This is a genomic window from Curtobacterium flaccumfaciens (assembly GCF_013359815.1).
GTDB classification, from domain to species: Bacteria; Actinomycetota; Actinomycetes; order Actinomycetales; family Microbacteriaceae; genus Curtobacterium; species Curtobacterium flaccumfaciens.
On record NZ_JABMCF010000040.1, the window covers coordinates 55832 to 73046 of the forward strand.

At 71.3% G+C, this 17215-nt stretch carries 18 protein-coding genes; 9 read left to right on the plus strand and 9 right to left on the minus strand.

The genetic code is table 11. The features are described from left to right. Positions 1–36: 36 nt before the first annotated feature. A complete protein-coding gene (locus HP445_RS14030; protein WP_206647583.1) occupies positions 37–828 on the minus strand; it encodes an HNH endonuclease family protein in 792 nt (263 codons plus the stop codon). 66 nt (positions 829–894) lie between these two features. Then, positions 895–4317 (minus strand): DEAD/DEAH box helicase, encoded by a 3423-nt coding sequence (locus HP445_RS14035; protein WP_128779636.1) that lies wholly within the window; start codon positions 4315–4317, stop codon positions 895–897. Between the two features lie 436 nt (positions 4318–4753). Here HP445_RS14035 and HP445_RS14040 point away from each other — a divergent pair, with 436 nt between their 5' ends. After that, positions 4754–5755, plus strand: a complete 1002-nt coding sequence (locus HP445_RS14040) for an AraC family transcriptional regulator (protein WP_128779637.1) — start codon at positions 4754–4756, stop codon at positions 5753–5755. Positions 5756–5801: 46 nt separating this feature from the next. On the opposite strand, the gene HP445_RS14045 is transcribed toward HP445_RS14040, so the two are convergent. After that, positions 5802–7214, minus strand: a complete 1413-nt coding sequence (locus HP445_RS14045) for an amino acid permease (protein ID WP_110865115.1) — start codon at positions 7212–7214, stop codon at positions 5802–5804. Between the two features lie 168 nt (positions 7215–7382). On the opposite strand from HP445_RS14045, the gene HP445_RS14050 reads away from it, so the two are divergent. Continuing rightward, on the plus strand, positions 7383–7883 hold the full coding sequence (locus HP445_RS14050) for a DUF427 domain-containing protein (protein ID WP_071247210.1): 501 nt from the start codon (positions 7383–7385) through the stop codon (positions 7881–7883). 93 nt (positions 7884–7976) lie between these two features. Here HP445_RS14050 and HP445_RS14055 read toward each other — a convergent pair whose 3' ends face one another. Then, positions 7977–8309, minus strand: coding sequence for a hypothetical protein (locus tag HP445_RS14055; protein WP_128779638.1), 333 nt, complete (start codon positions 8307–8309; stop codon positions 7977–7979). 90 nt (positions 8310–8399) lie between these two features. On the opposite strand from HP445_RS14055, the gene HP445_RS14060 reads away from it, so the two are divergent. The 3 genes from HP445_RS14060 to HP445_RS14070 all read left to right on the plus strand — a co-directional run bounded on the left by HP445_RS14060 (position 8400) and on the right by HP445_RS14070 (position 9781). Further along, positions 8400–8780 carry a DoxX family protein gene (locus HP445_RS14060; protein ID WP_128779639.1) on the plus strand — a complete coding sequence of 127 codons (381 nt, stop codon included), beginning with the start codon at positions 8400–8402 and terminating at the stop codon, positions 8778–8780. After that, positions 8780–9250, plus strand: a complete 471-nt coding sequence (locus HP445_RS14065; protein ID WP_241660337.1) for a DUF6264 family protein — start codon at positions 8780–8782, stop codon at positions 9248–9250. The genes HP445_RS14060 and HP445_RS14065 overlap by 1 nt, the downstream gene beginning before the upstream one ends. A 96-nt stretch (positions 9251–9346) precedes the next feature. Continuing rightward, positions 9347–9781: a hypothetical protein gene (locus tag HP445_RS14070; protein ID WP_128779640.1), complete on the plus strand. Its 435-nt coding sequence runs from the start codon at positions 9347–9349 to the stop codon at positions 9779–9781. Positions 9782–9785: 4 nt separating this feature from the next. Here HP445_RS14070 and HP445_RS14075 read toward each other — a convergent pair whose 3' ends face one another. After that, a complete protein-coding gene (locus HP445_RS14075) occupies positions 9786–10406 on the minus strand; it encodes a hypothetical protein (RefSeq protein ID WP_128779641.1) in 621 nt (206 codons plus the stop codon). A 305-nt stretch (positions 10407–10711) separates the two neighbouring features. After that, complete coding sequence (locus HP445_RS14080) at positions 10712–12166, minus strand: APC family permease (RefSeq protein ID WP_071404196.1); 1455 nt, start codon at positions 12164–12166, stop codon at positions 10712–10714. Positions 12167–12263: 97 nt separating this feature from the next. Here HP445_RS14080 and HP445_RS14085 point away from each other — a divergent pair, with 97 nt between their 5' ends. After that, a complete protein-coding gene (locus tag HP445_RS14085) occupies positions 12264–12692 on the plus strand; it encodes a DUF6892 domain-containing protein (protein WP_111023826.1) in 429 nt (142 codons plus the stop codon). A 49-nt stretch (positions 12693–12741) separates the two neighbouring features. On the opposite strand, the gene HP445_RS14090 is transcribed toward HP445_RS14085, so the two are convergent. Together HP445_RS14090 and HP445_RS14095 are read right to left on the minus strand one after the other, a co-directional pair. Next, positions 12742–13353 carry a uracil-DNA glycosylase gene (locus tag HP445_RS14090; RefSeq protein ID WP_128779642.1) on the minus strand — a complete coding sequence of 204 codons (612 nt, stop codon included), beginning with the start codon at positions 13351–13353 and terminating at the stop codon, positions 12742–12744. Next, on the minus strand, positions 13350–14552 hold the full coding sequence (locus tag HP445_RS14095; RefSeq protein ID WP_111030293.1) for a glycosyltransferase: 1203 nt from the start codon (positions 14550–14552) through the stop codon (positions 13350–13352). The genes HP445_RS14090 and HP445_RS14095 overlap by 4 nt, the downstream gene beginning before the upstream one ends. A gap of 110 nt (positions 14553–14662) precedes the next feature. Here HP445_RS14095 and HP445_RS14100 point away from each other — a divergent pair, with 110 nt between their 5' ends. Continuing rightward, on the plus strand, positions 14663–14854 hold the full coding sequence (locus HP445_RS14100; protein ID WP_146245006.1) for an antitoxin VbhA family protein: 192 nt from the start codon (positions 14663–14665) through the stop codon (positions 14852–14854). After that, on the plus strand, positions 14851–15450 hold the full coding sequence (locus tag HP445_RS14105) for a Fic/DOC family protein (RefSeq protein ID WP_163343783.1): 600 nt from the start codon (positions 14851–14853) through the stop codon (positions 15448–15450). The genes HP445_RS14100 and HP445_RS14105 overlap by 4 nt, the downstream gene beginning before the upstream one ends. A 14-nt stretch (positions 15451–15464) precedes the next feature. On the opposite strand, the gene HP445_RS14110 is transcribed toward HP445_RS14105, so the two are convergent. After that, positions 15465–16289: a DUF429 domain-containing protein gene (locus HP445_RS14110; RefSeq protein WP_175330819.1), complete on the minus strand. Its 825-nt coding sequence runs from the start codon at positions 16287–16289 to the stop codon at positions 15465–15467. Positions 16290–16413: 124 nt separating this feature from the next. Here HP445_RS14110 and HP445_RS14115 point away from each other — a divergent pair, with 124 nt between their 5' ends. Further along, complete coding sequence (locus HP445_RS14115; RefSeq protein WP_128779645.1) at positions 16414–17079, plus strand: G5 domain-containing protein; 666 nt, start codon at positions 16414–16416, stop codon at positions 17077–17079. Positions 17080–17215: the final 136 nt, after the last annotated feature.

Genomic DNA, 17215 nt, shown 5'->3' on the forward strand with positions numbered 1-17215 from the left:
CGAGCCGACACCCAGCGGCGCCGGACCCGCCCGACGTCAGCAGGCGTCCAGCACCCGCACCATCGCGTCCCGCTCCGCTGGAGCCACCCAAAGGCGGTACTTCGCCTTCACCGTGACCTGGTGCTCGATGTAGGTGCAGCGGAACGCCTTGTTCGCCGGGAGCCAGGTCGCCGCGTCGCCGGAGCCCTTCTGCGAGTTGGACCGGCCGTCGACGGCGAACAGGTTCACCGGGTCGTTCGCCAGCGCCTGCCGCTCGGCCTCGGTGAGCCGCTGCGCTCCGGTGCGCCAGGCGTTCTCGAGCGCGACGACGTGGTCGATCTGCACGAGGGTCGAGGTCGTGTTGCCGCGCACGAAGTCCACCGTCGCACCCGTGTACGGCGAGACGAGGGTGCCGGTGAGCACCTTGCAGCGGCCCTCGCGGGTGATGTCGGCGAGGTCGCGCGCGAGGACGTCGTTCCGGGTGTCGCACCCGTTGTGGTCGACGTCGAGCCAGGCGCTGCCGAAGTCACCGGTGCGGTCGTAGCCGGTGCCGGCTGCCTTGCCCTTGACGGGCAGGTCGGCCAGCTGGGTGCGTGCGCGGACCGCGTCGGCGTCGGTTCCGCGGCTGACGGTCGGACTGGAGGCGGGGCTCGCCCCCGACGACGCCTGCTGCGGTCCGATCGTGGTCGTCTCCCCGGCCGTGGGGCCGCCCGCAGCGGTCGTGCCCGCCGCGTCGGCGTCCGGCCCGAGGACACCGGACGCGTCGAGTGCGTACCCGCCGACGGCGAGGGCCAGGACGACGAGGACGGAGGTCAGGGTGATGCGGCTGCGGCGTCGGCGGGACGTCATGCGGTGGGGCTCCAGGTGGTGCGGGGCGGAACGTGGCGCGGGTCGAACAGGGGCGCGGGCGGCGGGTCAGGTCAGCAGGGAGCGGATGTCGTCGGCGGTCAGGTCGTCGGCGAACAGGGCGTCGTCGTCGATCATCGTGGCGAACAGCTCGGCCTTGCGCGCGGCGAGGGCGAGGACCTTCTCCTCGATGGTGTCCTCGGCGATGAACCGTTGGACGCTGACCGACCGGGTCTGCCCGATGCGGTGCGTGCGGTCGACGGCCTGGGACTCGGCGGCGGGGTTCCACCACGGGTCGAGGACGAACACGGTGTCCGCCTCGGTCAGGGTGAGCCCGAACCCGCCGGCCTTCAACGAGATGAGGAACGCCGGGGCGGTGCCCTGCCGGAAGCGCTCGATGACCTCCGGGCGCTTGCGGGTGGAGCCGTCGAGGTACTCGTAGCCGATGCCCCGGGCGTCGAGGGCGTCGGACACCATCCGCAGGAACGAGGTGAACTGGCTGAACACCAGGGCGCGACGCCCCTCTGCCGCGAGCTGTTCGAGTTCGTCGAGCAGCAGGTCGAGCTTGGCGGAGGGGATCGGGGTCGAGCCCGACGTGACGTCCGAGTCCGACGACGACGACCCGGACGACACCAGCGCCGGCGACAGCGCGAGCATCCGCAGCAGCGTCAGCGACCGGAACACGATCATCCGGTTCTTCGACAGGTCGTCGATCAGGTCGAGGACCTTCAAGCGCTCCCGGTTCAGCGTGCGCTCGTACAGCTCCCGGTGCGCGGGGTCGAGCGTGACCCGGACGACCTGCTCCTGCTTCGGCGGCAGGTCGGCCGCGACGGCTTCCTTCGTGCGGCGGAGCATGAGCGGCCGGATCCGTCGGCGCAGCCGCCCGGTGAGCTCCTGCCGGGCCTCGCCGCGGAGTTCGGGCGAGGCGAGGGGCTTCACGTAGTCGTCGCCGAACCGGGTCCAGGTGGACAGCAGCCCGGGCGCGACGATGTGGAACAGCGCCCACAGGTCCGTCAGCCCGTTCTCGAGCGGGGTGCCGGTGATCGCGAACTTCACCGGTGCCTGCAGCTCCGAGGCCACGCGGTGGGTCTGGGACTGCGGGTTCTTCACGAACTGGGCCTCGTCGAGCACCAGCGCCGACCACGGCAGGTCGGTCCAGGCGCGGGCGTCGAGTCGGAGCAGCGCGTACGAGGTGACGACGATGTCCGACGCTGCGGCGGTCCGGGCGACGAGCCCCGGGTCCTTCAACGACGTCGAGGTCACCGTCGCGACCCGCAGCGACGGCACGAACTTCGCTGCCTCGGCGGCCCAGTTGCCGACGACCGAGGTCGGGGCGACGACCAGGAACGGGGGCGCGTCGGGCTCCGCGTCACGACGGGCGGCGACCATCGCGAGCACCTGCAGCGTCTTGCCGAGGCCCATGTCGTCGGCGAGTACCCCACCGATGCCGTGCGTCACCAGGAACGACAGCCACGCGTACCCGGCGTGCTGGTACGGCCGCAGGTCGGCGTGCACGGTGTCCGGCACGGGGACGTCACCCGGGGGAGTCGCCCCGAGCAGCCCCGAGGTGATCGCCTGCCACCGCTCGTCGTGCGAGGTCTCGTCGGCCAGCAGGTCGAACTCGGTCCACAGCCCGGCGTGCAGCGGTGTGACGGCGATCGGCTGGTCGGGCTCCCACTCGTCCAGGTCGCGGGCCTCGTCGATGAGCTCCTTGAGCCGGTCGAACGCGGGGTCGGCCAGCGACAGGTACGAGTTGTCGACGAGCTTGAGCCGTCGCTGCCGACCCGCGAGCGCGGTGAGCAGCGGCGTGAAGGGGATCTGCTTGCCGTTGACGCTGACGATGATGCCGAGGTCGAACCAGTCGTGCTTGTCCGACGGCATCGTCGTGACACGGATGTGCGGCCGCCCGCTCAACCGCTCGTAGTCGAGCCGCTCGCCCTGCACGACCGTGCGGACGCCGTGCGACGGCAGCTCGGGCAGGAACTCGTTCGCGAACACCGCGACGTCGGCCCCGTCGACGGTGCCGTCCTGGAACCAGTCCAGCCCGCCACCGGGTCCGGCAGTGCGGACGGGAGGCCCGGCCTGCGTCGCGTCGTCGGCCGGCGTCGTCGACGCGGTCGGCTCCACCGCCACGGCCGGGTCCGCGACGGGATAGTCGCCGGTGCCCGTCGGATCGTCGGCGGCACGGAGCCCGGACAGGTCGGGGAGCGGGCCGTGCAGGGACACCGGGTCCTTCCGGCCGTCGACGTGCCAGCGCCAGTGCAGGTGCACGCGGTCGTCGGTGCGCGGGGCGCGGGCCGGCTCGAAGGTCGCGGTGAGCACGAGCTCCGGCGGGGTGCGCTCCGGCAGCTCCACCGAGCCGTCGGAGCTGACCAGGCCGAGGGCACCACGCAGCCGGGGTGACCAGTCGGCCAGGAACTCGTCGACCTCGGCGGTCGGCACGGTGATCCGGGTGCCCTCGACGAGCATGCGGCGCTGGTCCTCGGGCACCGGTGCCGGGGTCGGGGCGACGGCCACTGTGAACTCGGGGCTCTCGCGGAACACGTAGACGCCGTGGTCGCCGATCATCCGCGCCGCTCCGGGCACCACGGGCCGGCCGTCGAGCACGGCACTCGCGCCGATCACCACGGCGTCGTCATGCCGGGCGACGTCGAGCAGCACCTGGGCCTGCGTGCCGAGCACCGCACCGCCCTCGCGCTTGCCGGTGACGAACTCGATGTCGAGCGCCGCGGCCTGCTGCAGGAGCGGCCAGAGCAGGGGGCTCCGGAAGTCGTCGAGGTGCAGCCAGTCGCTCTCACCCGGCAGGCCCGCGAGCTGCCCGGCGCGGTGCAGGGCGGCGAGCTGGAGGAACCAGGCGTGCTGCTCGGCACCGACGCCGAGCCGGTTCTGCGAGTAGGGGAGCGTGCCCCAGGTCAGCTGCCCGCGCACCCAGTTGCCGGCGTCGCTGCGGGTCACCGGACGGACCCCGAGCCGCACGCTGCGGGACGGCGCCGGCAGGGCGCGGCCGGCGGCACGGGCGCGCGAGGCGAGCTTGGCGGGGACCGCGTCACGCAACTCGAACTGCAGTCCCATCCGGGTGCCCTGCGGGGTGGGCGCCCGCTCGTCGTCACCGGCGAGGCGGGCGAGGTCGTGCCTCCAGTCCGAGGGCGGCGGAGCCGGCGTTTCCGGGCGTGGGCCGGCGTTCGCGGCGAGGGCGCGGGCGTTGATGGTGAGGAGCGCGGCCGCGACGTGCTTGCAGTCGCCGCCGAGCGGGCAGCTGCAGGTGCTGCGGACCGGGCGGACGAAGTCGCCGCGCGCCGGGGTGGTGTCGACGCGGAGTTCGTACGGGTCGTCGGCGGTGCCGGACACGACCGCGGTGACCGTGCCGTCGTCGTCGTGCCAGGTGGCGTCGTCGACCAGGCCGGCGCGGACGACGTCGCGTGCGCGGCCGAAGGTCTGCGGCCCCACGAAGCGGATGACGTCGACGGCGTCGATCATCGGGGCAGCAGGCACGGGACCATCGTGCCAGTCGCCACCGACGATCCGGGCCGCCACCCTGTGCGACGGACATCTGACAGGACTACCGTCCAACTCGGAGCGCGACGACTGTGGTCCAAGGAACCGATTGGAAACGCATGCCGGACCGACTGCGGTGGGTACGCGACTCAGCCGACCACTGGAACGGATGGATCGACGCCGAGGTCGTGTGCGACATCACCCGGACGGACACGTACACCGTCGATTCCCCGGACCACTCGTTGACCGGCGGGCACTCGTCCTTCGAGAGCGCCGCCGCTCAAGTGCACGGCTGGGTTCGCTGGACCGGCCGTTAGGCCGCAGAGCGCAACCCGGTTGTACGTCCACCCACTGCTCCCTAGCGTGAGAGGGCAGGCCGGGGACCACCCGGAGGTGACCACACCGCTCTGCTCCAGGAGAGAGAGGTGTTCCCATGACCGACACGACGGAGTCGCAGGCGCCCGCTCCGGGTTCCGATCCTGCTGCACGGCCCGCCCAGCCACGTTCGCTCGTCGCCGTGGCCGGCCAAGACACCGACGAAGCCATCAGCTCGCTCGCCGGCATGTACGCGGGCAAGGCCTGGTACTCCCGAGCCCTCGACCAGGACTACTGGTTCAAGTACGTCGGTGTCGGTGACGAACGGCTGAGCGTCCGCCGTTCCCAGATGCACGGCTACCTGCGCGGTGACGTCGCCACCGAGGGCGAGGTCGTCGTCCAGTGGCTCGAACGCGGCGAGGCCCGCGTCGACGTCGGCCGCGACGAGGTCCGCATGCAGCCCGGCGTCCCGACGCTGTTCCCCGTCGAGCGCCGCTTCGAGATGGAGTACCAGGACTGGGACCAGCGCCTGGTGCACCTGCGCCGTGACCTGGTGCTCGACGTCGCCGCCGAGGACCACCTGGTCGACGGCACCATGGCGTTCGACACCACGGCCGCGCCGAACCTGACCGCCGTCGGCCTGTGGCGGACCGCCGTGTCCGGCGCGCTCCGTGCGCTGCGCGAGGAGGGCGACGAGTCCCTCGCCTGGCACGAGGCGCAGCGTGACGTCGCCCGGGCCCTGTTCCGCATGTACCCGCTGCAGGCCGAGCGGTTCCCCGCGGGCTACGGCACCCGGAGTGACGGACGGCTCCGTGCAGCGGTCGAGTTCATCCAGGCACACGCCCACGAACCGCTCACCGTCGCCGACATCGCGCAGGCCGCGGGGCTGAGCATCCGAGGGATCCAGGAGTCGTTCCAGCGGGCGTTCGAGCGCTCGCCGATGACGTACCTGCGCGAGGTGCGGCTCGGACGGGTGCACGAGGAACTGCGGATCCTGGACCCGCAGGCCACCTCGGTGGCGGACGTCGCCCGGCGGTGGGGCTTCGCGCACATGGGGCGGTTCGCCTCGGTGTACGCGAACCGGTTCGGGGAGTACCCGCGGGACACGTTGCGGCGCTGAGGGGCGTGGGCGTGGGCGTGGGCGCTGCCGGCGTCGGCTGCCGCGCTCAGCGCTTCGCTGGCTCGGCCAGCTTGCTGTGCTTCCGCGAGTACCCGAAGTACACGCCGAGCCCGATCGCGAACCAGATCGCGAACCGCACCCACGTCTCCCACTGCAGGAACGTGACGAGCCACAGCGACGCGATGACGCCGATGATCGGGATGACCGGCATGAACGGCAGCCGGAACTGGCGGTCCAGGTCAGGCTGCCGATAGCGCAGCACCACCACAGCCGAGCACACCACCACGAACGCGAGCAGGATGCCGATGTTCGTGAGCTCCGCGACGACACCGATCGGCAGCACCCCGGCCAGGATCGCCGACGCGATGCCGAGGATCCACGTCACCCGGGTCGGCACGTGCCGCTTCGGGTCGGTCTTCGCGAACCACTTCGGCATCAGGCCGTCACGGCTCATCGAGAACCAGACGCGCGAGGCACCGAGCATGAACGTCACCAGCACCGTGACGATGCCGACGATGGCACCGATCGCGATGACGTTGGCGACACCGCCGAGCCCGACCGACGCGAACGCCGACGAGAAGCCCGACGCCGGGTCGATGTCGGTGTACTTCTGCATCCCGGTGAGCACGAGCGTCGCCAGGACGTACAGCACCATCGAGATGCCGAGGGACAGCAGGATCGCCTTCGGCATGTGCTTGCGGGCGTCGGTGGACTCCTCGGCCGCGGTGGACATGGCGTCGTAGCCGAACACGGCGAAGAACACGGTCGCGGCACCGGTCATCACGCCGCCGAAGCCGAACGGGAAGTACGGGGAGTAGTTCGCGCTGTTGATGTGGAACACGCCGAGCACGACGATGAGCACGACGAGCGCCACCTTGATGCCGACGGCGACGAACTCGAACCGGGCGGCGCTCCGGATGCCGCGCGTGAGCACGAACGCGGTGAGCAGGCACAGCGCGATCGCGAAGACGTCGATCACGTGGCCGTCACCGGTACCGGGTGCGCCGAGCATCCAGGCCGGCAGGTCGATGCCGAACTGACCGACCAGGAACCCGACGTAGCCGGAGATGCCGATCGCGACCACCGCCACGATCGCGGTGTACTCGAGCAGCAGGTCCCAGCCGATGAACCACCCGACGATCTCGCCGAGCACCGCGTAGCCGTACGTGTACGCGCTGCCGGCCTTCGGGATGAGCCCGGCGAACTCGGCGTACGACAACGCGGCGGCGGCGCTCGCGACCCCGGCGACCAGGAAGCTGATCAGCACCGCGGGTCCGGCGACGCCGTTCGCGACGGTGCCGGCGAGGGTGAAGATGCCGGCGCCGATGATGCCGCCGATGCCGATCGCGGTGAGCTGCCACAGGCCGAGGTGCCGTTTCAGGCCGCCCTCGCCCCCGGCCTCGTCATCGATCGTGTCGATGGGCTTCCGTCGGAACAGGGTGCGTGTCGTCGTCGTCACCCGCCCATGGTGCACCCGGAGACGATCGTGCGCACGGGCGACGTTTCGCGCTGGGCGACACTTCCCGCGCCGCCGGACCCGCGAACTGTCGCTCAGCGCGAAAGAACGGCCCGACCCGCCCGCGCACGCACGCGGCTGCACCGCAGGCACCGGGCGTACACCTGGAGCATGCGCCACCCGAAGAGGACCGAGCCTGGCCCCGGCCAGGAGTCCGTCTGGGACTATCCCCGCCCGCCCGCCGTCGAGCGGGTCACCGCACGCGTCGTCGTCCGTCTCGGCGGTACGGTCGTCGCCGACACGACCGACGCCGTCCGCGTGCTCGAGACCTCGCACCCGCCGGTCTACTACCTGCCGATGGCCGACCTGGCCGAGGGTGCGTTGGTCAAGGCACCGGGTTCGAGCATGTGCGAGTTCAAGGGCCTGGCGCGCTACTTCGACGTCGTCGGCGGTGACGGGACGGTCGCGAGCCGCGCCGCCTGGAACTACCCGACGCCCGTGCCCGGCTACGAGTCGCTGCGGGAACGCGTCGCGATCTACCCGTCGGCGATGGACTCGTGCGAGGTCGGTGGCGAACGGGTCCAGGCGCAGGACGGCGACTTCTACGGCGGCTGGATCACGGCGGACATCGTCGGACCGTTCAAGGGCGCGCCCGGCACGCTCGGCTGGTGACCCGGCGTCGTCGGGCGGGGCGGCCCTGACCCGGACCGACCCGTTCCGCGCGCGACGGGGCGGACCCGACCCGGGCCTCCCGGCCGGACCGCGTCAGCGGTTGGCGTACGGCGACCAGAACGGCGGCGGGAACGTGCCCCCGGTCACGATCACCAGCACCTGCCAGATGAGCATGACGAGCCCGACGCTCCCGATCACGATGCCGATCCACGACCACACCTGCACGGCCCGGCGACGACCGGCGATCCGGATCGCCCGCCAGCCACTGAGCACGCAGACCAGCCCGAACACCGCACCGAGCAACACGTGCTGCACGGTCGACTGCGCGGGCACGATGATGCCGAGGTAGAACGCGACCGGTCCGAGCACCACCGCGAAGGTCGCCGGAGCTGCCGGCGGTTCGTGGTCTCGAGCGACTGCTCCCATGGACCGCATGTTAGCGAGTGAACCTCGCTTCGAACACGTCCGAGTCGCGCAGCGCGGGCACCCGGTCGCGGGAACGGGCACCATGGAGGCATGCGTTCCTTCTTCCGCGTCCTGCTCGGCCTGGCCCTCGTCGTCGCGGGCACGAGTCACCTCACCTTCGCGCGCAAGGAGTTCACGGCGCAGGTGCCCGAGTTCGTCCCGCTGGACGACGACACGACGGTGCTCGCGTCGGGGGTCGCGGAGATCACGCTCGGCTCGGCCCTGGTGCTCGCCCCGAAGCCGGCCCGCCGCTTCGTCGGCTCGGTCGCGGCGCTGTTCTTCACGGTGATCTTCCCCGGCAACCTGTCGCAGTGGGTCAACCGTCGCGACGCCTTCGGTCTGGATAGCGACGCGAAGCGCTTCGTCCGCCTGTTCGGTCAGCCCGTCCTCATCGCGCTCGCCCTCTGGTCGACGCGCGGCCGGCGCTCCTGATGGGCGCGCCCGCGCGGCAGACCGGCCCGGCCCCCGGGACGGGTCCTGGGGCGGGTCCTGCGTCGGGTCCCGATCCGCTCGGGTCCGGCCCGGCGCGCTTCGGTCGGGAGGCCCGGCACCCCCTGGCAGGACGCGCTCGCGTCGCGGACGTGGTCGCGTCCACCGCGCTGCTCGTCGTGCTCACGGTCGGTGCGTTGGCAGCGGGGTGGGGGATCAGGCTCATGTCGCTGGCGTTCGTGTCGTGCGCGGCGCCGGGCAACACCTGCAACGAGACGCTGGGTGACTCGGTCGTCGTCGTGGGACCGATCATCGTGGCTGCGGTGCTGGTCGCGACGATCGCGGTCTGCGTCCTGCGGCTCGTGCGACGTCGGCTGACCTGGCCGGTGGTGCTCGTCGGCATGGCGGCGATCGTCGCGGTGTTCTTCGCCTCGCTGCTGCTCGTCGACAGCTCGGTCACGCACGGCATCTGAGGGACTCTTCCCTCACAGGCTGGGTTCGTGGAGCGGCTCTCCACAGACCCCGGACCGCGCCTCGGGCGGTGGCTTCCGGTTCGCCACGCTGGAGCCATGCCTGACACCGAGATGCTCGACCGCCTGATCCGTGAACCCGTCCGCACCGACGACGACGTCGTCCGACTCGTCGAAGCCGTCGTCGAACGGCCGCTGCGCCCACAGTGCTGGGTGCTGTTCCTCGACGACCGCGGGATGTCGATCCCGTTCCTGCTGCCGATCGCCGACCTGCCGTACTCCCCGGACGAACACGTCGACGACTTCGCGGCCCTGATCGCCGACATCGTGGCGCAGCTCGGGGCCGTCGACGTCGTGCTCGTGTGGGAACGCCCCGACGCCGACCGGCTCTACCCGGTGGACTGGGAGTGGGTCGACGCCTGCGCATGTGCCCTCGACGAGCAGTCGGTCCGGCTCCGGGCCCAGGTCGTCGTGCACTCCGGGGGAGCCGCGATCGTCGAGTTCGACGAGGAGACGCAGGCGGTGGCCTCGTGAGCGGTCAGCCCTGGGGAGCGGCGTCCGGCACGTCCTGGCCGGTGAGCTCCTCGACGATCGCCTTCGCCTGCGGCCACGACTTCGCGTAGTGGTCCGGGTCGGAGTTGATCTGCACCGCGTGCGCCATCTGCGTCGGGCTCATCGTCTTCCAGCCGGGGACCTTCACGAGCTTCGTGTAGAACATCGTCGCGGCCTTGTACGGGTCCATCCGCTGCTCGTACGTGCCCCAGGCGCCGTTGTCGCGCTGCTGGAACAGGCCGCGGCTGTCCGGGCCCGCGGCGTCGCCGTGGTCCAGGTTCACCAGGCTCGACTCGCCGATCGCGGTCATCACCCCGACGGCCTGCGTGTGGGGGCCGATGCCGAGCGCCTGGGCGGCTTCGATCACGTGTGCGGCGTTCACCAGGCGGTCCTGGCAGAAGCCGCCGACGGGGCCGGCCGGCACGACCATCCCGCCGATCGTCTTCGAGGCGACGGCCGGGCACGCGGGCGTCGGGGTGGCGGCGCTCGACTTCGCGATGCCGGCGAGCGAGTTGACCGCGATCACCACGAGGACGACCACGCCGATGCCGACCGCCACGATCCCGGCGCCGAACACCGAGGCGAGGGTGATGCCGACACGGCGCATGACGGGACCTCTCGAGGGGCTGGGCGGGTGCTGGGCGGGCGGAGCGGGAAGAGCAGCACGAGCGTACGGGCGCCTCCTGGGAAGCCTGCGGCGGCCCGCCGTGATCGCACGCTTCACCAGTGACGGTTCTGGTGCACGAAGCGGGGGCTTCGCGAACCAGAACCGTCACGGGTCGTTCGTGCACCGCAGTCAGCGCTCGCGTCGACCGTCCTGCCGACCCCGACGCAGGCGCCAGCCTCCGGCGGACAGGGACAGCGCGGCGATCACCGCGATGACGACGGTCCAGATGACACTGGTCGCGTCCATCAGACGTCGCGGTGGTCGTGCGGCGGGCGCTGCACCTTCGTCGGCTCCGTCACGAGTCCGGTCGGGGCCTTCTCGGCCTGCTTCCGTCCGTGGGTGAACCAGGTCAGGATCCAGAGCAGCACGCCCAGGGCCAGCAGCGCGCCGGCGATCTGGTACTGCTGCGGGTCACGACCGGACGAGAACGGCAGGACGAGCCAGAGGCACGTGATGATGCCGATGACCGGGATGATGACGCCCGCGCGGAAGTGCTTGTGGTCGACCTTGTCGCGGCGCAGCACGAGCACGGTCACGTTCACGACGGCGAACACCGTCAGCAGCAACAGCGAGGTTGTGCCACCGAGGACGACGACGATGGGGGAGTCGGGGTCGAGCGAGACCCACCCGATCAGCAGCAGCGAGATGAGCGTGGTGAAGACGATCGCGGTCGACGGGGTGCGACGGGCGGGGGAGATGCGGGACAGGAAGCCCGGCAGCACGCCCTGCTTGCTCATGCCGTAGAGCAGGCGCGACGCCATCATCATGTTGATCAGGGCCGTGTTGGCGACGGCGAACATCGAGATGAAGGGCAGCAGGTCGGCGATCGGGAAGTCCGGCGCGGCGGTCTGCACGACGGTGACGAGCGGGGTCTCGTTGCCGGCCAGCTCACCGATCGGCACGACGGCCACGGCGCAGATCGACACGAGGACGTAGATCACCGCGGTGATGCCGAGGCCGGTGAGCATGATCTTCGGGAAGATGCGCGAGGGGTCCTTGGTCTCCTCGGCCATGTTGACCGAGTCCTCGAACCCGACCATCGCGAAGAACGCCAGCGACGTCGCGGTGCTGATCGACAGCAGCAGGGACTTGTCCTCCGGCGTCTCGAACATCACGACCCGCGAGAAGTCCGCGTTGCCGCCCGCGATCGCCCAGAACCCGATCAGGATCACCATGACGAGACCGGACAGCTCGACGAGGGTCAGCACGACGTTCGTCTTGACGCTCTCGCTCACCCCGCGGAAGTTGATGAACATCACCGCGAGCATGAAGCCCATCGCGATGAGCATCACCACGCCGTTCGGCAGCTCGATGCCGAACCCGGCGCCGAGGTTCGCCGCGAACGCCCGCGATGCCGTCGACGCCGACGTGATCCCGGAACACATCACGATGAACGTCACGATGAAGGTGACGAAGTGGATGCCGAACGCCTTGTGCACGTAGAGCGCGGCACCGGCGGTCTGGGGGTACTTCGTCACGAGTTCGAGGTACGAGAACGCCGTCAGCAGCGCGACCGCGAACGCGATGAGGAAGGGGAGCCACGCTGCCCCGCCGACCTCGGCCGCGACCTGGCCGGTGAGCGCGTAGACACCCGTGCCGAGGATGTCGCCGACGATGAAGAGCAGCAGGAGCTTGGGACCGATGACCCGGCGGAGCTCGTGCTGCTCCTGCTGTGGGCGGTCCGTCTTGGTGGTGGCCATGCGTCACCCTTGCGCGCTGGATGCCTTTCTGTCCAGTCCCACAGGAAGGTTTCTCGCGATCGCAACACGGTCCCTCGGCGACGGATACGCTCCGGCCATGGACCAGCAGTCGAACACCACCGAGGAGCCCATCGAGTTCGCGGACTTCAACGCGAAGCTCCTGGTGCTCGACGTCCTCTGCTACGACCTCGACGTCCTCGACCCCTACGACCCGGACGCCGAGGACGAGACCGACGAGGACCTCGACGTCGACGGGCAGGACGACCGAGCGCGCGAGTACTACGACGACCTCGACCTGCTGCCGTCGCACCTGTCGCTCGTCACCGAGATCACCGTGGACTCCGACCTCGAGGTCCTGCAGGACGTCCACCCCGGCTGGGACGGCTCGGACGACCGCTTCGACCCGCAGAACTGGGACGACCTGCTCGACCTGCCGGAACTCCGCACCGTGTACGCCGCCGCACCACTGCCCGCCCACGTCGCCGAGCGGCTCGCGACCAAGGGCATCGAGGTCCGCTCCGCCTGACCGGGACGCGACCGGGACGCGACCTGGACGCACCGGGGCGGACGGACGGCTAGCGGTCCAGCACCCGCAGCTGCTCGGTGAACTGCGTCGCGCCGCCCTGCGCCGGGTGCCGCACGGCGGTCGCCGCGATGCCGGCCAAGGCGAGTGCTCCCTGCGCCTTGCGACCGACGGCGACCACCCGGACCCGCTCCACGCCGCCGAGGGCTTCCAGCAGCGCGAGGGCGACGGGCGCGCCCGAGCGGACCTCGGCGGGTCGGGGCGTCCGGTTCGTCAGCCGGTCCGGGGCCACGAAGGGGTGGTGCGGGAAGATCGCCCACGCCACCGGGAGAGCACCGCGCCAGCCGTCCAGCGCAGCGTGCACGACGCGCGACGAGGCCTCCCACGGTGCCGTCGGCTCCGGTGGCACGCCGTACTCGGGTCCGAGTTCGCGCATGTTCGTGAACGGGACACCCGTGTTCGTCATCCCGCGCCACCCCGGGGCCTCGGCCACGAGCAACGTGTCGGCCCCCGGCCCGGACTGCTCCAGGTACCGCGTGAGGTTCGCCCGGCGGAGTCGTCCCTCGGCCGATCCGACGTCGTAGAGCGCCTCGGCGTCCGACTCGACGGGCACGGCGTCGAGCGCCGCCCAGAACGCGGCGAACCGGCCGCCCGTCCCGCTCACGAGCGCCCGAGCACCCGGCGGTAGACGTCCTCGAGTCCCGCGGCCGACCGCTCCCAGCTCAGGCGCTCCGCGTGCTCCCGACCCGCAGCGGCGAGCCCGGCGGCGTACGGCGCATCCGTCAGGATCCGCTCGATCTCGGCTGCCCACTCCTGCGGGTCACGGGACTCGAGCACGACGCCCGTCTCCCCGTCGACCACGGCCTCACGCAGGCCCCCGGCAGCCGCGGCCACGACCGGCACCCCGGAAGCGGAACCCTCGAGCGCGACGAGCCCGTACGTCTCGGAGTGTGACGGCACGAGCACGGCTGCCGCGCCACGGAACAGGAACGCCAGGTCGGCACGCGACTGCGGCCCGATGAAGGTGACGTGGTCGGCGATGCCCCGCGCATCGGCGAGCCGACGCAGTTCGTCCACGTAGTCGCCCGCCTCACTCGAGACGTCGCCCGCGATGACCAGGGTGGGGCGGGCCTCCAGGCTGATGTCCGCGATCGCCTCGATCGCCAGGTCCAGGCCCTTGAGGGGCTGCACGCGCGCCGCTGCGACCACGTAGGGGGTGGCGGCGCGGCGCGCGCCGACGGCGGCGGGGCGGAAGACGGAGCCGTCGACCCCCGGCGGCACGATCCAGATGCGGGCGTCGTCGCCGCCGAGCCGGGTGCGCACGGTCGAGGCCTCTGCCTCGGACACCACGACGACGGCGTCCGACTCGCGTGCGAGCAGTTCCTCGCCGGCGATGCGGCCGGCGGACTCGGGTCGTTCGCCCTCGGACAGCGGCGTGGCCGGATCGGCGGCGATGGAGTGGAACGACTGCACGTGGGGGATGCCGCGCTCGCGGGCGACGGGCAGCGCGGCCGCGCCGGAGAACCAGTGGTGCGAGTGCAGGACGTCGAACGGCCCGAGCTGCTCCAGCTCGTGGCGGAACGGTTCGATGAACGCGTCGTGCTCGCCCTTCGGCACCGGCTCGGCCGGCCCGGCGGACAGGAACCGCAGGCACACGCCCGGCACGAGCGACACCGAGTCCGGCTGCGTCGGGGCGGACCGGCGCGTGATGATGTCCACGTGGTGGCCCAGATCGGCCAGTGCCTCGGCCTGGTGCCGGACGACGACGTTCATGCCGCCGACCTCGCCCGAACCGGGTTCGTCTCCGGGGGAGGTGTGCAGCGACACCAGCCCGATGTGCAGGGGTTCGGTCGTCGTGCTCACCGCTCAACCCTAGCCGCGCGGCCTCCGCTGCGACGGGCGCGCGGGCGCCACCACGACGGGCCGTCCTGGCGGGTCTGGAACACGTGCGCGCCCCGGCGTAGCATTGGTGCATGCCCAAGCGAATGGTTCGGACCGTCTCCGGCTCGGAGCGCGTCAAGCGGACGCGCGCCGTCGCTGCGGTGATCCACTCCGGGCGACTCGAAGGCTTCAAGGACAACCCCGAGTGGATCCGGTACATGGACCGCTTCGCGAAGGGCGAGATCAGTCGCGAGGAGCTCCGGGCTTTCGCGCACCGTCGGTGAGTCCTCGACCCGACGGCGGGTACTACGACGACCAGTACGTCCTCCGCAACAAGTTCGGGGCCACGAGCCGTGATCAGCTCGCGGAACTCGAGGTCCCTGAGGTGCAGGACCGAGAGTTGGACCTCCTGCTCGGTGAGGTTCCCGGACTCGCGGGGCTCCTGCCATCGGAACGGGTGCGCCGTATCCACGCCCATCTCTTCCAGGACGTCTACGTCTGGGCAGGTGAGTACCGGCTCGACGGCATTGCGAAGAACCCTGACGAACCGTTCCTGGCACCTGAACTGATCCCCGCACGGATGGCCCGACTGGACGATGAGCTCGCTTCGCCCCGGATGCCGGAGCGCCCTCTGGACTTCTTGACCGAGCAGTTCGCGACGCTCAACTACATCCATCCCTTCATGGAGGGCAACGGGCGAACCCAGCGGGAGTTCTGGCGCGAGTACGCGGCCGAGCGCGGTGTCGTGCTCGACTGGCGGAGGGTCACGACGAATGAGAACCATCACGCCGCCCGCCGGTCGATGCTCGGTGACTTGCAACCCCTTCGCGAACTCCTCACGAAGGTGATCTGCACGGCGGCAGCAACGGGCGAGATCTGATCCTTCTCGCGCCGTCAACGCTGCGACGGGCGCGCGGGCGCCACCACGACGGGCCGGCGGCCCGCCTCGTCCAGCGGGTCGTTGGGGAGGCCCGGATCACCTCCCAGGATCTGCACGCGCTGGTCGCCGTGTCGCTCCCAGAACGCCGCCGTCCACGCGCACAGCGCCCCGTCGAGCAGGTCCTCGCGGTGCTTGTGCGTCGGACCGTGCAGCACCGACCGGTCGGCGAGCCGCTGCGTCAGCGGGTGGGAGTCGAGCAGCAGTGGCGGGTCGAGCGGGGTCTCGCGCAGCCGCCGGACCAGTTCGTCGAAGGCCTCGGCGCGACGGGCACGGGCCTCGGCGGCGGGGATCCGCAGGTCGAGTCGCTTGTAGCGGGGGCGTTCGACGTCGTAGCCGAGTTCCTCCACCCCCACCAGCGTCGTGTACGGGTAGCACTCGAACATCGCTGGACCGGTCCGTGCCCGCATGGCGTCCGTGTCGGAGACATAGTCGACGCCCAGCTCGGTCAGCCGGTCGAGCAACGCCGAGCCGGCGCTCGCCGCAGACGCCTGGTTGGTCGGGTTCGCCGCGACCTTCCACCGGCCGTACCGCTGCCCGACCTGCCGCTCGGACTCGCGGATGCCCGTCGGGTTCGTCACGACGAGCGAGGCGTCCACGGCGATCAGGGATCGTGGCCCGAGGTGCTCGGCGATCCAGTCCGTGACGGCGTCGACCCCGCGGGCCCACCCGGCGTCGGTGATCGTGCCGTCGTGGTCCATCGCCATCAGCCCGGTCTCGTTCGCGGCCTTCCGCTCGGAGCCGAGCCCCCACGCCAGGTCGATGCCGAGGTACGCGTTCACTCGCCCATCCTGCCCGGCGGCCGGTTCATCCTCACAGCGCGGCTGCCCCGGAGTGGGGGTGCAGCGGTCGACGGAGCACGGGGCACCCTGGACCGTCGTACCGAACACGAGGGGATGTCGCAGGATGCGCTGGTCAGCACTACCGACGAAGGCGAAGGCTTCGGTCGTCGTCGCGATCGCAGCAGTGATCTGGGTCGGGGGCGTGGGCACCGCCGGTGCTGTGGTGGGCGCCGCCGTGACGAGTGCGAGCCAGGACTCTGCTTCTCCGCGAGCCGTCGCCGACGTCGCCACGACCCCCACACCCATTGCGACGCCGACCCCGACCCCGACGCCGACCCCGGTCGTCGAGGTGTCGGAGGTCTCGAAGGACTTCCCGATCCACTTCCGGAAGACCACCATCGACGATCCGACCCTGGCGAAGGGGCAGACGCGGCTGCAGACGGCGGGTGTCGACGGCGTGCTCACCCGCACGTACCGCGTGACCACCACCGACGGCGTCGAGACGGACCGAGTCCAGGTGTCCAGGACCGTGTCGACGGCACCGGTGCCCGAGGTGACCGCGGTCGGGTCGTACGTCGAGCCGGCTCCGGCTCCCGCGCCTGCGCCAGCTGCTCCTGCTCCCGCGCCCGTCGAGCAGGCGCCGGCACCGTCGCAGGACTTCATCACGCCCGGGGCGTTCTGCGCCGATGCGCAGGCCGGTGTCGTCGCGCAGGCGGCGAACGGCAATTCGTACACCTGCGGCGGCAAGGGTCCTGACGCGAACGGTCACCTGCACTGGAACGTCATGTGAGTGCTGCCCGCACGACACCGGTGTCCGCGCGCTGAACACCGGCGTGCGCGTGTTCGACCAGGGAACACCGGTGTCTTGCGGGAACAAGAGCGGTCCCGGCTGCGGGCGGGCGGCCGCCACGCGTGTACGGTCCGCT

Bases quoted from the DNA above. Each gene is read 5' to 3' on its own strand.
- HP445_RS14030 (WP_206647583.1), bottom strand. From the start codon at position 828: ATGACGTCCCGCCGACGCCGCAGCCGCATCACCCTGACCTCCGTCCTC.
- HP445_RS14040 (WP_128779637.1), top strand. From the start codon at position 4,754: ATGACCGACACGACGGAGTCGCAGGCGCCCGCTCCGGGTTCCGATCCT.
- HP445_RS14050 (WP_071247210.1), top strand. From the start codon at position 7,383: ATGCGCCACCCGAAGAGGACCGAGCCTGGCCCCGGCCAGGAGTCCGTC.
- HP445_RS14055 (WP_128779638.1), bottom strand. From the start codon at position 8,309: ATGGGAGCAGTCGCTCGAGACCACGAACCGCCGGCAGCTCCGGCGACC.
- HP445_RS14060 (WP_128779639.1), top strand. From the start codon at position 8,400: ATGCGTTCCTTCTTCCGCGTCCTGCTCGGCCTGGCCCTCGTCGTCGCG.
- HP445_RS14065 (WP_241660337.1), top strand. From the start codon at position 8,780: ATGGGCGCGCCCGCGCGGCAGACCGGCCCGGCCCCCGGGACGGGTCCT.
- HP445_RS14070 (WP_128779640.1), top strand. From the start codon at position 9,347: ATGCCTGACACCGAGATGCTCGACCGCCTGATCCGTGAACCCGTCCGC.
- HP445_RS14075 (WP_128779641.1), bottom strand. From the start codon at position 10,406: ATGCGCCGTGTCGGCATCACCCTCGCCTCGGTGTTCGGCGCCGGGATC.
- HP445_RS14080 (WP_071404196.1), bottom strand. From the start codon at position 12,166: ATGGCCACCACCAAGACGGACCGCCCACAGCAGGAGCAGCACGAGCTC.
- HP445_RS14085 (WP_111023826.1), top strand. From the start codon at position 12,264: ATGGACCAGCAGTCGAACACCACCGAGGAGCCCATCGAGTTCGCGGAC.
- HP445_RS14100 (WP_146245006.1), top strand. From the start codon at position 14,663: ATGCCCAAGCGAATGGTTCGGACCGTCTCCGGCTCGGAGCGCGTCAAG.
- HP445_RS14115 (WP_128779645.1), top strand. From the start codon at position 16,414: ATGCGCTGGTCAGCACTACCGACGAAGGCGAAGGCTTCGGTCGTCGTC.